This is a genomic window from Bacillus sp. 22446 (genome assembly GCF_052044955.1).
Taxonomy (GTDB): domain Bacteria; phylum Bacillota; class Bacilli; order Bacillales; family Bacillaceae; genus Bacillus; species Bacillus altitudinis.
In genome coordinates, this window is record NZ_JBQEOD010000001.1 from 750,031 (window position 1) to 766,044 (window position 16,014).

Genomic DNA, 16,014 nt, shown 5'->3' on the forward strand with positions numbered 1-16,014 from the left:
CAATCTCTTCATCCAACGATGCATTGAAGAGATTGGGTTATTTTATACAGCCATATCACGCTACTTCACGGCATATTTCTCCTAGCTGTTTCCTTCTATAAATACTCATTAGCAGCCCGACTGACATCATTTCTAGAAGAATATGAGATCCCCCATAGCTCATAAAAGGCATGGAAACTCCTGATATAGGCAATAATCCAAAGTTTGTGAAAATACTTAAGATAAATTTTGCTGCAAATGTGGTTGCCAAACCAATCATTAATATTTTGCCATATGCAGATTGAACTCGTTTCGCTGTATGAACTACTCTATAAATCAAAGTCACAAACAAAATAAAAACGGCCAATCCTGCGAACCATCCGAATGAATAAATGATATACGTCAACATCCAATCAGTGTGAACATCATACAATGCGTACGGATTTATCTGAAAACCATTTGAGCTAAATTCATGAAGTGAGTATTGGTAAAAGTGGGACATATCAGCTTGATAAAGAGAAAATAATTGAACAATGAGATAGACAATACCTGCTGCTGTAAACGGAATAAGCTGTCTCATTCTTGCATGAGATACATACATCATCGTTATGCATATGACCATAAAGGTGATGGTTGCAGAAAGATATCCGACTATATGTAATAAAATAATAGGTAAAGTGACAATCGCTAACCCTAACCAAGACTTAAAATCATTCTTCCAGTTCCAAGATTGGTAAATGCCCGCTAACGAAATAATCAGCAGAAATGGAAAAATTTCAGTCAGATTGATCGATCCATTATTTAAGCTTAAAAAGAGAATACCGTTCACTCTTGTCCCAATCATCATTGTAAGAATCAGCATTCCAATCGTTCCTATATATAAATGCCAAGAATAGGGTAAAAAGCGCCGATAATCAAAAGCAAACAGCCCAAACATCAACGCAAGACCAAATACATAGTAAATGAGACTTTTATAAAAGATATTCGTGTCTTGAAAATGCAGTACATGAGAATGAAACTGAAAATAATACATCACAAACAGCCCAAATGAACAAGTAGCTAGTACAAGAAGTATCGTTTTAAAGTCAACTTGAGTTTTGTGTGTTTCATGGAGCTGCATTCCGAGTATGGCTGCATCTCCAATTTGATTGAGCGCTTGATCTATCGCCTCTTCTTCTGACATGCCCGCACTGACCGCTTCCTCTTTCAGTGTGTATAAATGATCACGAAGCTCAAGCTTTATACTTGCATGTACGTCTTTATTTTTGATTCGTTTACACACATTTTTGATATATTGTTCAAATTTTTTCTCTAGTCCCATACGACTTTCTCCCCATTCAAAACGCCATCTACTGCATCTTTGAAGACATTCCATTCTTCCTTCTTTTCTTTCATAAACGCTTTGCCCTGTTCATTAATCTTGTAATACTTTCTTTTTCGATTGCCATTCCCTTCGCCCCAGTAAGACACAATGAATCCTTTCCCCTCCAAAGTGTGCAAAATAGGATATATCGTCCCCTCTTTGAAGCTAAAAATTCCTTCGGATTTCGACTCTAATTGCTTAATCATTTCATATCCATACATTGGCTTTTCATTTAGCAAGCTTAAAATAAGGGTAGCAGTACTCCCCTTTAGAAGCTCTTTACTCACTTTCATCCATCGTCACCTCTAATACATAGATTTACTATGCATATATTTGATATGCATATCTTACATGAAATCACATACTCTGTAAAGTTTTCATCAGAAAAAAACAAGAAATTTGATACATCATAGCGAAAAACAGATAAAATAATTGAATAACAATCTGAATTCTACATAAGGCTTTGACATATAAAACAAGCATGTGACAACAATGTCACATGCACGTCTGTTTTGTTCGCCAAATCGCAGGAAGTCTGGTCAGCTTCTTTTTATACTAGAGATATCAATTAAATAAAAAAGGGGTTCGACAGATGAACATTTTAGAAGCTCGCAAATTATATAAAAGCTATGGAAATAAATTCAATAAACAAGAGGTGCTGAAAGGCATTGATTTGACGATAGAAGCTGGAGAATTTGTCAGCATCATGGGGCCATCAGGCTCGGGGAAAACGACCCTTTTGAACGTATTGTCATCGATTGATCATGTGTCCAGCGGATCGATTCGGATCGCAGATGCTGAAATGACGCAAATGAAAGATCAGCAGCTCGCTGAATTTAGAAAGAAACAGCTTGGCTTTGTTTTTCAGGATTACAACTTACTTGATACACTCACGGTTAAAGAGAACATCCTCTTGCCATTATCCATCTCTAAAACGCCTAAAAAAGAAGCTTTTGAACGCTTTCAACAGCTTGCAGAGGATATGGGGATTTATGAACTAAGAGACAAATATCCAAATGAATTGTCTGGTGGACAAAAGCAACGGACATCTGCGGTACGTGCCTTTATTCATGAACCAAGCCTCATTTTTGCTGATGAACCAACTGGAGCACTTGATTCCAAATCTGCTTCTGACTTACTGAACAAACTGCAAGAATTCAATCACAAGCGCAAAGCAACCATTGTCATGGTGACGCATGACCCTGTTGCAGCCAGTTATTCAAGACGAGTGATTTTTATCAAAGATGGACAGATCTATACACAATTGAATAAAGGCGCACTAGAGAGAAAGATGTTTTTCGAGGATATTATGAAAACGCAAGGTGTTTTAGGCGGTGTGAAGCATGAACATTAATCAGCTCGTCTTCCGCAATCTGAAGAAAAACTTAAAAAATTACTATTTATACGTGTTTGCACTTGTATTTAGTGTGGCGCTCTATTTTTCTTTTGTCACCTTGCAGTACTCACCAGCACTTGATGATGTAAAGGGGTCCATTAAGGGCGGTGCGTCGATTAAAGCCGCTTCAGTACTACTCATTGCCATTGTTGGAATCTTCCTGTTATATGCGAACAGCATTTTTATTAAACGAAGAGGGAGAGAAATAGGTCTCCTGCAGCTCATTGGCATGACGAAACAAAAAATTGCCAAACTACTCAATGCAGAAAACTTTATCCTATACGTGGTCTCCATGGCTATTGGTATCATAGCTGGATTTATCGGTTCAAAACTCATGCTGATGGTGCTATTTAAAGTAACCGGCGTGAACGCCATCGCCAACCTGCATTTTTCAGGCATGGCCCTTTTGCAGACACTGATCGTCTTTTTCGTCATCTATGGATTAATTATGTTAAGAAATCGATGGTTTATTAATAGACAGACGATTTTATCTTTATTTAGAACCACGTCTTCTACAGAACAGCGTGTGAAAAAAATCTCTGTGTTTGAAATCATCATTGGGGTTCTAGGCATTGCATTCATCAGCTCAGGCTATTATATTTCTTCTCAGCTTTTTACCGGCACATATACGTCCATGCTTGCGTTACTTTTAGCGATGATTTATATTCTAGCCTCTGTCATTATCGGTACCTTTCTTTTCTATAAAGGCTCTGTTTCGTTCATTGCCAATATCGTACGCAAACGAAAAAATGGCTATCTCGCCATTCATGAAGTCCTGTCTCTGTCATCTATTATGTTCCGGTTAAAATCAAACGCACTGCTTTTAACGATTATTACAACGGTATCTGCGCTTGCCATCGGGTTGTTATCTTTAAGCTACATTTCCTATTACTCAGCAGAAAAAACCGCTGAACAACAGATCCCATCACATTTCGTCATGGGTTCTGAGAAAGATACCGATACCTTCACTCGTGCACTTTCTGACAAACATATTGCGTATGAAACAAAGCAGTTCAAGGTCATTCAAGCGAAGTTTGACGCAAAAAAGATCATGGATTCAGAGATTAAAAATATGAATAATGATCCAGGCGTCTTAACTCTACCTGTGATCAGTGAGAAAAACGCACCAAATATTCATGTGAAAAGCAACGAAGTCACCTTAAGCGGCTACAGTGATTTATTGAAGAAATTCATGCCGATTCAAAGTTCAGGTGATGTGAAACTACTTATTAAGAAACCCCTTGATTTAAAGGTCATTGATATGAAGAAAGATTACCTCATTTCTTACAACTTTACGTTTGGTGGTCTACCTGTTGCTGTCGTCAGTCAAAGTGTCTTTGAGCAGCTTGACCAGCAGAAAGATCCTAAACTTCAGATTGAGAATAATCAATATCACGCAGTCAATATAAAAGATGATCAAAACCTTGAACAAGCGAATGATGTGTTTACCTCTTTAAAACTAGGTGACAACAGCATGTCTCAATTGGCTTCAGCTCAGCAGCAAAAACAAACCATCGGATTGATGATGTTTGTAGTCGGATTTTTAGGCCTCAGCTTCCTTGTCACATCAGGCTGTATTTTATACTTCAAACAGATGAATGAAAGCGAAGAGGAACAAAGCTCATACACGATTCTGCGTAAGCTTGGTTTTACGGAGACAGATCTCTTAAAAGGCATTCGGCTCAAACAGCTTTTCAACTTTGGCATTCCGCTTCTCGTTGGGCTCTTGCACAGCTACTTTGCTGTACAATCTGGCTGGTTTTTATTTGGTAGCGAACTGTGGACACCTATGCTGATTGTCATGGCGATTTATACCGTTTTATACTCCGTCTTCGGATTCCTATCTGTCCAATATTATAAAAAAGTCATTAAAGAATCGTTGTAAAGTATTCCCCATAGGCAGTGGCCTATGGGGATATTGCACGTCATTTTGTTGATTCAAACTGATGCGATAAAATATGATCTCTTGCCGCATAAGCTTTTTGTTTGACCTCTTCTAAGTTCACTCCAACTAGCTTCCCATTTTGTTTCACTGCTTTTCCAGCCACATAGACAGAATCAACATTTGAAGGGTGTGCCGTTTGCACAACTGCCCCAGCTGGATCTGTCATCGGAAGAAGATTCATGCTTGTCCGATCGATCAAGATAAAATCAGCTTCTTTTCCAGGTGTGAGCGAGCCGATTTTGTCATCAAGCTTCAAGGCACGAGCCCCGTTTATAGTGGCTGCTTCAAGCATTTGCTGTGCAGACAATCCAAGTTCAGGCCCTGGCATCGTCCCTTCCATCAATAAAGATTGATTTTGAATCGCTCGTTCCGCCTGTAGTCCGAATTTCATTTGAGCAAACAAATCTCCGCCTGTCGCTGTCACCACATCTACACCAAGCGTTGGCAGAACGCCATTTTCAATGGCGAGCCCTGTGACAGGATATCCGTGTCCCATCATCATTTCAATCTCAGGTGTAATCGAGATGGAGCTTCCGCTGTCAGCTAACATCTTCATTTGATCTGCATCAATTGCATTGATATGCACCATATTCAAATCAGGCCCGAGCAGCCCTGCTTGATGAAGCCGCTCAATCGATCGATCCGCCGCTCCCCAATTTCCAAAGCCAATGTGCATACTGCATAATGCATCTAGTGATCTCGCTGTTTCAATATCAAAGACGGTCGTCTCCCATGAAGAAAATTCAGGTCCACGAATGGCAAGTCCCATCGTCAACAGCTGATCCGATGATTGAAAATGTTTTTGTTTCACGCGGGCTGCGTCTTCCATATTCGTGAGCGTACTCTCTCTGTCCCAATACGCTGCATCTCCAGAGGTACCAAAACCAAAGACCGCTCGAATACCCGCATCTTTTAAACCTCCAATGAGTTCTTCTGTATGATCCATAGAATTGATCATCGTCCAGTCGAAAAACGTGGTCACTCCTGCATCTAATGCCTCTAATGCGCCTAAATAATTAGCAATTCGATCATCTGATGGACGTCTCATCGCCCCATAGTTGCCATAATAAATTTTGCTCAAATACGTTTGCAAAGACCAATCTGTTCCGATCCCCCGTATGACAGACTGCCACACATGACGATGGGTATCCACAAGCCCTGGCATGATGACCATGTCAGACGCATCCACAACATCAGCACCGCTTGCTTCAATCGAAGGTCCGACTTCTAAAATATGTGCCCCTTCAATTAATAGATCTCCCTTCTCCAGAAAACCTAAAGATGGATCAAGTGTGATAAGAGCCGCATCTTTAAACAATGTTTTCTTCATCCATATCCCCCTTTTCAAATAAAGAGAATGATTCACTCACTCTCTCTGTCATTTTAAGACATAACAGGTTCAAATTAGAAGAAAAGTGACTCAAGGAATGTGGTTTTATGAGCTGATATTCCGAAAATAGTTGTATATCCGTTTTAATTTCACGTCATGCTTCCCTTTTGGACTTTCCATCATGCCAAATTCAAAGAATTTCACCGGTTTAATCCCGACATATTGTAAAAGAGCTCGTTTCATTAAGATTTTGTGGGCATTTTGCAAAAAGAAGAAAGGGTAGTGGGTCGGTCCTTGCATTGTCGAAACACATACAGCCCTCTTTCCTTTTAACAAGCCTTCTGGAAGCAGCCCGCCTGTTTGACGATAAGCAAAATTCGCTGCAAACATGCGATCAATAAAACCAAGTAGCATGGCTGGCGGCCGCCCCCACCAAATCGGATAAACAAACACGATGTTGTCTGCCCATTTGATTTTCTCTTGATATTCTTGAATCTCAGGGTCCTTATGCATATCACGTCTTTTTTTCTCTTCATTAAAAATAAGTACAGGATCAAATTTGTCTTGGTATAAATCGATGATTCTCACTTCTTGAACGTTTGGATTTTCTTCACTGCCCTTTAGGATTTCTTTAAAAAAAGCACCATTTAAACTATTGTGATGGGGGTGAGTATAAATAATGAGTACATTCATGGCTCGGCTCCTTTAGTTATCATTTGATAACCAAAAGCATACACCCCTCTTTTTTAGTTGTCAAATGATAATTGTTTTTTGATAATAAATTTGGTATGGTACGTAGGAGGTGAAACATAATGAAAAACCCACATTTTTTCAAAGAGTTTGTCACATTTGCTTCTACTTTTTCTGAGCTGAAACATGCTATGATGAGCAAGATCAAACCATCTGATCTAACCACTCTACAATATTTGATTCTGGAGCAGTTAGCCGTCAGTGAGCCGCTAACACCTAGCGAAATCGCCGATTGTCAGCACATGTCTCTTCCGAATGTCAGCAGAGAATTGAAAAAGCTTCACGAAAAACAATTCATTGATAGACAAGAAGATAAAGATGACAAGCGAAAACATGTCATTATGCTGTCTAAAAAAGGCCGTGCGTGTATGGACAAAGCATTTCAACAAATTGAATCCATGCTCATGGACAGCCTTTCTTCCTCTGACCGAAATCAAATGGATGATATCGTACAAGCTCTCCGTCTATTAAATCAAACCATCTTCAAAAAATGATCGAATGAAAAAAGCATGAGCGTATCGCTCATGCAAATGATTTTTGAACACATTAGTAAAGAGATGCTAAAAGATACGTGATGAAACCTATGTTTTATTCGTATTCTTATATAAATTTCACAGCAAAACTGGTACACCAAACGTCAATGTATCAAAGACAGCAAGCACTGCCCCTTTACGCTGTTCTTTATGAGCCATTTAAAACCTCTAAATTACATTTTTATAATGTAGCATAGATCCTATTTTGATCATTTCCTACAGGTAATTGAACCGTCAGCATGTCTGATAAAAATGAACAGGATGTAACTGAAGCTTCTCCCGAAATAGTAGTCAACAAAAAAGCGCCAGATGTTTTCCATCCAACGCTTTTTCCCATGACATGTTCAGCACTCATTTTCATGCATCACGTCTCTTTTGCTCTATGTATCCTTTATCCAATAAGCTGATAGGCGATATATAATGCAACCAGCCAGATCATGACGGCTGATGCTTTATTGATCCGGTTCATCCACTTGCCGTTTGTATCTAGCTTTCCTAACATTTTCCCGAGAAGGGCAAGACCCATAAACCATAACCACGAGACGATGATACAGGCTGCGGTAAATGCCACCTTTTCCGCCCCATGATATTGAAGAGAGTTCGTTCCTATTACTCCTATCGTATCGAGAATCGCGTGAGGATTTAATAGGGAAACGGAACATGCAAATACGATTTGTTTTCTCACAGGCATCAAGTCCATCTTTTCTTGATTACCTGTTGCGGAGCTCGTGTTCCAAACTGACCACCCCATATAAAGTAAAAAGAAAAATCCAATGATAAAAAGACCTATTTGCAAGATAGGAATGGTGAGTACAACAACCGAAACCCCAATGACAGCTAAAGTAATTAAAAGTGTGTCGCAGAGAGCAGCTGTAATGACCACAGGCAGTACGCGATATAATCGAGGCTGAAGGGCTCCTTGCTGAAATACAAATACATTTTGTGCGCCCAAAGGTAAAATAAGACCAAAAGCAAGCACAATCCCATGAATTATCGCAATCGACATTTTCAGAACATTCTCCTTTTCAAGTCATCCTTACACATTTTAACATAAAACATCATGAACGAATTTTACATATTTGATTTGTCCAATAAAAAAAGCGCTGGATGATTTTCCATCCAGACGCTTATTGTTTCTACTGTTATGATGATTTTCGCGCAAGCTCTCTTTCTCTCAGCTCGACACGTCGAATTTTCGCTGACGGAGTTTTTGGTAGCTCGTCAATGAATTCGATTTCTCTTGGATATTTGTACGGTGCTGTTGTATTTTTCACGTGTGTTTGCAGTTCTTTAATCAGCTCATCGCTTTGTGTAGATGCATCACGCAGGACGACGTATGCTTTCACGATTGATCCTCTGATTTCATCTGGACTTGCCACGACCGCACATTCTTTCACTGCTGGGTGTTTAATCAGTGCATCTTCAACTTCAAATGGACCAATTGTATAACCTGAGCTGACAATGATGTCATCCCTGCGGCTTTCAAACCAAAAATACCCGTCTTCATCTTTTTTCGCACGGTCACCGGTAATAAAGTAATCCCCTCGGCGCTGCGCCTTTGTACGCTCTGCATCTTTGTAGTATTCCTTGAATAAAGCCGGCGTTTCAAGATGAACGGCAATGTCACCTATTTCTCCTGGAGCACAGATCTGGCCATTCTCATCAATAATCTCTACTTCATTGCCAGGTGTTGGTTTGCCCATACTGCCCGGCTTGATGTCCATTCCTTTCAGCACCCCGACTAGCAGCGTGCTTTCTGTTTGCCCGTAACCATCTCGCACTTCGATATCGAAATGTTTTTTGAACGTATCGATGACTTCACGGTTGAGTGGCTCTCCCGCAGAAACAGCACTATGCAATTTCGGCAGCTCGTACTGACTGAGGTCATCTACTTTTGCCATAAACCGATATTCCGTTGGTGTACAACATAAAACATTGATTTCATTTTTTTGAAGCAGCTCTAAGTACGTATCCGGATTAAACTTTCCTCCATAAACAAAACCTTCTGCTCCGCTTCCTAAAACAGATAAGAGAGGACTCCACACCCATTTTTGCCAGCCTGGTCCTGCTGTTGCCCATACTTTATCCCCTTCATTAATGGAGAGCCATGCTTTGGCCGCTGTACGTAAATGTGCATACGCCCAGCCGTGTGTATGAACAACCCCTTTGGGATTACCTGTTGTGCCTGATGTATAAGAGAGAAATGCCATGTCCGTACGTGTTGTGTCTGCCAATTTCAACTCGCTTGACTGCTCTTCCTTTTGCGCAACAATGTTTGTCCAGCCATGATCATTCTCACCAATCGAGAATGTTTTGAAATCTTTTGGCTGGTTGGTTCCTTCAAACGATTGAATGAATGATGCGTAAACAATCGCTCCTTTTGCTTCTGCATGCTCAATTCGGTAATCTATATCTTTAGCGCGAAGCATTTCTGAACAAGGAATTACAACCATTCCTGTTTTTAAAATGGCTAAATAAATGCTGTATGCCTCTAGCATACGAGGCACCATCACAATGATTTTATCGCCTTTTTTAAAGCCTGCATTTAATAGAACATGACCAATTTTATTCGCCTCTTCTACTAATGCTGCATATGTCACATGCGCTTCATGGCCATTCCCGTCCTGCCAGTGCAGGGCGATTTTCTCCTGGTCATGACTGAACGCTTCAATCTCACTGACTAAGTTATATTGTTCTGGTGCAATTAAGTCTTCTCTTTTCATGGTACAGCTCCTTTTAGCCTCTTTCTATGAAACGAATCATGTTTCAATTTACCTATTCTAACACTCATAACTGAAAAATGCTTGAATTAGGACCTACTCCTAGTATTATGCCATAATTTTTTCATTTCGTCTTCTTTTTTAAAAATATTCTAACAATTTATGTACAAAAAAAAGAGCGGGAATAAACCCGCTCATAAGCCATAGCTTTTTAATTGTGTGTCTTAGAAAGATCCGCCACCCATATGTTGTTGAGCGTAAGATACAAGACGCTTAGTGATTTCTCCACCAACTGATCCGTTAGCGCGAGCTGTTGTTTCTGGTCCAAGGTTTACGCCAAATTCTGAAGCGATTTCGTACTTCATTTGGTCGATCGCTTGTGCAGCGCCTGGAACGACTAATTGATTAGAACTGCTTTGTCTGTTTTGTTGAGCCATGTGTTCTCACCTCCTTGTGAATATAGAATGTGTAGAAACACATGACTTCATGCGATTGATTTTATGGTAATTATTATGAAATTTTTTATTTAGAATAAATCAGCGAATTTGTCAGCTGCTTTCTTTTCATTTGTGACAACGATTGTTTCGATCTGCTCCACTGCCTCGTCAAGCATTGGCTCGAATTCAGCAAAGCTTTCGTAGCGTTCTACTTTTTCAAGCTTTGGTTTTGTTTTTGGAGATGGCGGTGTAAAGATCGTGCAGCAATCCTCAAATGGCTGAATGCTTGTCTCATATGTGCCAATTCGTCTCGCTTCTTCGATAATGTCATTCTTATCCACGGCAATCAGCGGGCGAATGATCGGTGTGTTTGTGACATGATTAATGGCATACATGCTTTCAAGTGTCTGACTTGCCACTTGACCAAGGCTTTCACCTGTAATAATGGCAAGCGCATCACGCTTGGCTCTTATTTTATCTGCAATTTTGAGCATCATTCTTCTCGTTGAAGTCATCGTATAGTTTTCTGGTACTTGTTTGTGAATGAGCTCTTGGATTTTCGTAAAAGGAACGATGTGAAGCTTGACTTCGCCTCCATAAGCAGCTAAGCATTCCGCTAGATCAATGACCTTTTGCTTGGCACGTTCACTTGTATAAGGTGGGCTAAAGAAATGAACAGCTTCAATTTGAATGCCTCGTTTCATTGCCTGATAGCCTGCCACTGGGCTGTCAAAGCCGCCAGAGAGCATTAGCATCGCTTTTCCGCTTGAACCAACTGGCAGTCCGCCTGCACCTTTTACATCTTTAAATGTAATGTACGTCGCGTGTTCTCTTATTTCAATTCGCAAGTGAACATCTGGCTGTTTCACATTAACGGTTAAGTTGTCTGTATTCCTTAGAACATGTCCACCAATTTCTCGGTTCATTTCATTTGAATCAAGCTCAAATTGTTTATAAGAGCGTTTCGTTGAGACCTTAAATGTATTTCCTTGTTCATACACTTCCTGAACCGCTGAGAGTGCCGCTTCTTTGATGGCATCAAGATCTGTCTCACATTTTACAGCCAGGCTAAAGCTTTGAATGCCAAATACACCTTTAAGCTGTTCTGAAATCGGTTCAGGGTCTTCTCCGTTTAGCATGATCGTAATGCGGTCTCTGTCAGATGCATACTTTAATGCTTCAAAGTCTTTTAATACAAACCGGATATGCTGTCTTAGTTTTTCGATAAATTTCTTTCTATTTTTCCCTTTTGTTGAAATCTCACCAAAACGGACTAAAATATGGTCATACTTCATGTTGTTATCTCATTCCTTTTAATTTTTTCACACTTTGTGCGATCGATGTAATGATTTGTGGCGCTAGCTCTGGTCCTTGTCCATATGTCAAACTGATTCTCATACTGCTTTTGGCTGCTTCTTCTGATTTCCCCATCGCCAGCAGGACACGGCTTGGTTCCTTTTTCTTAGCAGAACAAGCAGACGTTGTCGAAACGTAAATGCCTTCTTTTTCGAGCATATGCAGAAGGACTTCAATTTGAATACCTGGCACTGAAAAATTCACAATGTGCGGTGCACTATGCGTCAGCGGTGTGTTTATGACGACGCCTTCTATCTTTCCAAGCTGCTGCTCTAGCTCCGTTTTTAAAGCGACCATCTCATCATGATGCTTGTTTAAATGTTCAAATGATTGCTTGATGGCTTTTGCTAAGCTGACAGCTCCAGCAGGGTTCTCAGTCCCTGAGCGAAGGCCAAGTTCTTGCTCTCCTCCTGTGATAAAAGGCGCAAGCACGATCTCTTTCTTTAAAAAGAGGGCACCAGTTCCCTTCAAGCCGTGAATCTTGTGGCCTGACATCGTTAAAAGATCAATATCCATCTCTTTAGGCAGCGGAACCTTGCCAATTCCTTGTACGCCATCGACATGAAAAATCACCTCTTTGGCATACGTCCGAATGATGCTTGCCGCTTCCTCTATCGGCTGAATCGCGCCTGTTTCATTGTTTACATGCATGAGACTGACAAGCACTGTATCAGGGCGAAGCACTTCTTTTAAATGCGTCATATCTGCACGGCCATGCTCATTTACTTGAATATAGGAAATATCAAAGCCAAATAATGTTTTCAGCTGTTCAAACGATTCGATGACAGATGGATGCTCAATCGCTGTTGTGACAATATGTCTGCCTCGGTTCATCTTGGCAAGAGCAGCCCCTTTGATGGCAATGTTATTTGCTTCTGTTGCACCTGAAGTAAAAATAATCTCATATTGTGTAAAGCCTGTATAGTGAAGGATTTGTTTTCGCGTTTCACTTAATAGACGGCTCGCATCAATTCCAAGTTGATGCAGCGAAGACGGATTCCCAAAAAAACGCTCACTCACTTGCTGATGTACTTGTAAAACCTCTGGATAAGGCTTTGTTGTGGCACTATTATCAAGATAAATCATATCTTAAACTCCTTACAAAAAAACTTAAAAAATAAATGCATTTATATGTTACCATAATGAAGTCAGACAGAGAATTTTCTGAAAATGGCAGTTGACAACTTTTCATTTTCACTATATCATCCATAGTGCAATTGTCATATAAACACCTAAATTGTCAGAATATTTAAATTTGACACAATACACTGATTGAGGAGGGACTATTTTGAAAAATAGTTTAAGTATAAAAGAAACATTGGCTATTGGACTAATGCTTTTTGCATTATTCTTTGGCGCAGGAAATATGATTTTCCCGCCTGTTCTTGGACAATATGCTGGTGAAAACGTATGGCTTGCCATCGGCGGATTCCTACTTACAGGCGTAGGTCTTCCACTATTAGGGGTTATTGCTGTCGCCCTTACAGGTACCGGAGCCAAAGGCCTTGCCGATAAAGCACACCCTAAATTCGGGACTATCTTCACCGTGATTCTGTATTTATCCATTGGACCATTTTTCGCCATTCCGCGAACTGGTACGGTTTCGTATGAGATAGGATTAGCTCCATTTCTTTCTGAAGGACAGGCTGAATCATGGATTCCATTATTCATCTTTACTCTGGTGTTTTTCACCATTACGTATCTTCTTGCTTTAAACCCTTCAAAGCTGGTTGATCGAATTGGTAAAGTGCTGACACCAATCTTATTAGCGGTTATTGCCATTATTGTGTTTAAAGCTATTGCTACACCGATGGGAATGATCGGTGCGCCTGATGCGACATATAAAGCAAACCCTCTCTTTACTGGGTTTTTAGAGGGTTATAAAACAATGGATGCTCTTGCTTCTATCGTTTTTGGAATCGTGGTCGTAACAGCTGTGAAAGATAGAGGGATCACAGAACGAAAATCACTTGCATCGGCTTGTATAAAAGCTGGTCTTGTTGCAGCAGCGGGACTAGCACTCGTGTATATTTCACTTGCTTATGTTGGTGCTTCAAGCCCTGATGCAACTGGAATGGTCGGAGCAAATGAAGGAGGAAAACTACTTTCACTTTCTGCAAACTTTTTATTCGGTTCTGCTGGTAACATTGTTCTTGGCGCAGCCATTTTATTCGCTTGTCTCACAACAAGTGTTGGACTTGTCTCGTCATGCGGGGAATATTTTTCAAAGCTTTTCCCAGCACTTTCTTATCGTACCGTCGTTCTAATTGTTTCTTTATTTAGCACATTCGTTGCAAACCTCGGACTGGCCCAAATCATTTCTCTATCGGTGCCTGTACTCGTAGCGATATATCCACTGGCCATTGTCATTATTTTATTATCGTTCCTTGACCGCTGGATTAACGGCAGAAGAATCATTTATATCACTTCTCTCATCTTTACTGGTTTCTTTGCCATCATTGATGGATTATTAGCTGCCGAAGTGAATCTAGGCGGATTGCCTGGCATCTTGAAATCAATTGTTCCGTTTTACGATTTAGGCATTGGCTGGATCATACCAGCTATTATCGGTGCTGTGATTGGTGTACTTATTTCCATGTTTACCAGCCCACCAAAGCAACTTGCCTCATAATCATCGCAAATCAAAACATCCCCTTCCAAAGAAGAAGGGGATGTTTTTTATTGTCCTCCATATACTAAAATAGAAAAATTCATGACTTTTGTACGAAAACACATGTTGACATCAGGCGTACATCCTTTATAATTAGTGAATGTTAATGATGAACGATTACTTAGCAGGTAATTAACAGAATATTTCAACATAATAATGGAGGCTTTAAATGCAATGAAGGCAACTTTGTCGACGAAAGATACGGTTATCATAGGTTTTATGCTGTTTGCTCTATTCTTCGGCGCCGGTAATATGATCTATCCACCTGAGCTAGGTCAATATGCTGGGCAAAATGTGTGGAAAGCAATGGGCGGATTTTTATTAACAGGTGTCGGTTTACCGCTTCTTGGGATTATTGCGATTGCTTTAACAGGTAGAGATGCGAAAGGACTAGCTGATAAAGCTCACCCAGCTTTCGGAACAGCGTTTACCGTCATTTTATATTTATCTATTGGGCCACTTTTCGCTATTCCTCGTACAGGAACTGTCTCATATGAGATTGGCGCACTACCCTTTTTAGCAGGAGTACCAGCTTGGCTCTCACTTCTTTTATTTACACTGGCCTTTTTTGGTATTACGTATTATCTTGCGCTCAATCCAACGAAAATTGTGGATCGTGTAGGGAAAGTGTTAACACCGATTAAATTTACGATCATTTTGATTATTATCGTCAAAGCCATTTTGACACCGATGGGCGTCATTGGCACACCTGATGTGTCCTATAGCAATGGATCATTTTTCAAAGGGTTTTTAGAAGGCTATAAAACCATGGACGCTCTTGCATCTATTGTGTTTGGAGTTGTTGTCATCAACGCCATTAAAGGACGCGGCGTGACAAGTAAAAAGGCGCTGACATCTGCTTGTATCAAAGCAGGTCTAATTGCAGCTTGCGGATTAACATTTGTTTATCTATCACTTGCTTATTTAGGCGCTTCAAGTACACACGCCATTGGTTTTGTTGGAGATGGCAGTAAGATCTTGGCTCAGTCTTCGCAATTCCTTTTTGGCAGTTTAGGTAATATTGTGTTAGGCGCGGCGATTACGGTTGCCTGTTTAACCACAAGCATCGGTCTCGTGACATCGTGCGGAGAGTATTTCTCAAAATTACTACCTAAGCTTTCTTATAAAACAGTTGTGACACTCGTGACATTATTCAGTTTTATCATTTCAAATTTTGGACTTGCTCATATTATCGCTTTTTCAGTACCTGTTTTAACTGCGATTTACCCGTTAGCGATTGTGATTATCGTTTTATCACTTGCTGACAAATGGCTTGGTCATAGAAGACCTGTGTATGTCCTTACTTTGATTTTAACTGGCTGCGTTAGTCTGTTTGACGGCTTAGCAGCGGCGAAACTGCCGATTGGTCCTGTGAAAGATCTCTTTCAAACGATCTTGCCGCTATATGATCTTGGCATTGGCTGGATTGTACCTGCCATACTCGGAGTCGTGATTGGATTTGTCATCTCTCTTTTCACTTCTTCTGCTTCAGAAGAACGTCAAAAGCAAGCTTCATAACATGGAAAAAGCTGAA

General features: G+C 40.3%; 15 protein-coding genes. 5 read left to right on the forward strand and 10 right to left on the reverse strand.

Annotated features, from left to right (window positions below; translation table 11 throughout):
* Window positions 1–55: 55 nt before the first annotated feature.
* Both ACTJJD_RS03960 and ACTJJD_RS03965 read right to left on the reverse strand, forming a co-directional pair.
* Window positions 56–1,300 (reverse strand): FtsW/RodA/SpoVE family cell cycle protein, encoded by a 1,245-nt coding sequence (locus tag ACTJJD_RS03960; protein WP_242730909.1) that lies wholly within the window; start codon window positions 1,298–1,300, stop codon window positions 56–58.
* Window positions 1,291–1,635 carry a PadR family transcriptional regulator gene (locus ACTJJD_RS03965; RefSeq protein WP_047945291.1) on the reverse strand — a complete coding sequence of 115 codons (345 nt, stop codon included), beginning with the start codon at window positions 1,633–1,635 and terminating at the stop codon, window positions 1,291–1,293. The genes ACTJJD_RS03960 and ACTJJD_RS03965 overlap by 10 nt, the downstream gene beginning before the upstream one ends.
* 299 nt (window positions 1,636–1,934) lie before the next feature.
* Between ACTJJD_RS03965 and ACTJJD_RS03970 the strand changes: the two genes are divergently transcribed.
* Window positions 1,935–2,696, forward strand: coding sequence for an ABC transporter ATP-binding protein (locus ACTJJD_RS03970; protein ID WP_007501759.1), 762 nt, complete (start codon window positions 1,935–1,937; stop codon window positions 2,694–2,696).
* Window positions 2,686–4,623, forward strand: coding sequence for an ABC transporter permease (locus ACTJJD_RS03975; protein ID WP_242730911.1), 1,938 nt, complete (start codon window positions 2,686–2,688; stop codon window positions 4,621–4,623). The genes ACTJJD_RS03970 and ACTJJD_RS03975 overlap by 11 nt, the downstream gene beginning before the upstream one ends.
* Window positions 4,624–4,663: 40 nt before the next feature.
* Here the strand turns inward: ACTJJD_RS03975 and ACTJJD_RS03980 are convergent, their stop codons facing one another.
* Together ACTJJD_RS03980 and ACTJJD_RS03985 are read right to left on the reverse strand one after the other, a co-directional pair.
* Window positions 4,664–6,013 carry an amidohydrolase family protein gene (locus ACTJJD_RS03980; protein ID WP_440608127.1) on the reverse strand — a complete coding sequence of 450 codons (1,350 nt, stop codon included), beginning with the start codon at window positions 6,011–6,013 and terminating at the stop codon, window positions 4,664–4,666.
* Window positions 6,014–6,118: 105 nt separating this feature from the next.
* Window positions 6,119–6,706, reverse strand: a complete 588-nt coding sequence (locus ACTJJD_RS03985) for an NAD(P)H-dependent oxidoreductase (protein WP_008343104.1) — start codon at window positions 6,704–6,706, stop codon at window positions 6,119–6,121.
* A gap of 119 nt (window positions 6,707–6,825) precedes the next feature.
* Between ACTJJD_RS03985 and ACTJJD_RS03990 the strand changes: the two genes are divergently transcribed.
* Window positions 6,826–7,257 carry a MarR family winged helix-turn-helix transcriptional regulator gene (locus tag ACTJJD_RS03990; protein WP_008343103.1) on the forward strand — a complete coding sequence of 144 codons (432 nt, stop codon included), beginning with the start codon at window positions 6,826–6,828 and terminating at the stop codon, window positions 7,255–7,257.
* Window positions 7,258–7,477: 220 nt separating this feature from the next.
* On the opposite strand, the gene ACTJJD_RS03995 is transcribed toward ACTJJD_RS03990, so the two are convergent.
* From ACTJJD_RS03995 to ACTJJD_RS04020, 6 genes are all read right to left on the reverse strand, one after another.
* The gene (locus ACTJJD_RS03995; protein ID WP_046344213.1) at window positions 7,478–7,657 is read right to left on the reverse strand and encodes a hypothetical protein; all 180 of its coding nucleotides are present in this window, start codon (window positions 7,655–7,657) and stop codon (window positions 7,478–7,480) included.
* Between the two features lie 30 nt (window positions 7,658–7,687).
* Entirely contained in the window at window positions 7,688–8,302 is a 615-nt protein-coding gene (locus ACTJJD_RS04000) for a LysE/ArgO family amino acid transporter (protein WP_046344214.1), read from the reverse strand.
* A 136-nt stretch (window positions 8,303–8,438) separates the two neighbouring features.
* Window positions 8,439–10,019 (reverse strand): acyl-CoA synthetase MbcS, encoded by a 1,581-nt coding sequence (mbcS, locus tag ACTJJD_RS04005; protein WP_008343095.1) that lies wholly within the window; start codon window positions 10,017–10,019, stop codon window positions 8,439–8,441.
* A gap of 221 nt (window positions 10,020–10,240) precedes the next feature.
* Window positions 10,241–10,453 carry an alpha/beta-type small acid-soluble spore protein gene (locus tag ACTJJD_RS04010; RefSeq protein ID WP_003216385.1) on the reverse strand — a complete coding sequence of 71 codons (213 nt, stop codon included), beginning with the start codon at window positions 10,451–10,453 and terminating at the stop codon, window positions 10,241–10,243.
* Between the two features lie 89 nt (window positions 10,454–10,542).
* Window positions 10,543–11,748 (reverse strand): tRNA uracil 4-sulfurtransferase ThiI, encoded by a 1,206-nt coding sequence (gene thiI, locus ACTJJD_RS04015; RefSeq protein ID WP_165379040.1) that lies wholly within the window; start codon window positions 11,746–11,748, stop codon window positions 10,543–10,545.
* A gap of 4 nt (window positions 11,749–11,752) precedes the next feature.
* The gene (locus ACTJJD_RS04020) at window positions 11,753–12,895 is read right to left on the reverse strand and encodes a cysteine desulfurase family protein (protein WP_242730917.1); all 1,143 of its coding nucleotides are present in this window, start codon (window positions 12,893–12,895) and stop codon (window positions 11,753–11,755) included.
* 202 nt (window positions 12,896–13,097) lie between these two features.
* Between ACTJJD_RS04020 and brnQ (ACTJJD_RS04025) the strand changes: the two genes are divergently transcribed.
* Both brnQ (ACTJJD_RS04025) and brnQ (ACTJJD_RS04030) read left to right on the forward strand, forming a co-directional pair.
* Entirely contained in the window at window positions 13,098–14,441 is a 1,344-nt protein-coding gene (brnQ, locus tag ACTJJD_RS04025; protein ID WP_440608128.1) for a branched-chain amino acid transport system II carrier protein, read from the forward strand.
* A 213-nt stretch (window positions 14,442–14,654) separates the two neighbouring features.
* Window positions 14,655–15,998, forward strand: coding sequence for a branched-chain amino acid transport system II carrier protein (gene brnQ / locus ACTJJD_RS04030; protein ID WP_242730919.1), 1,344 nt, complete (start codon window positions 14,655–14,657; stop codon window positions 15,996–15,998).
* Window positions 15,999–16,014 lie beyond the last annotated feature (16 nt).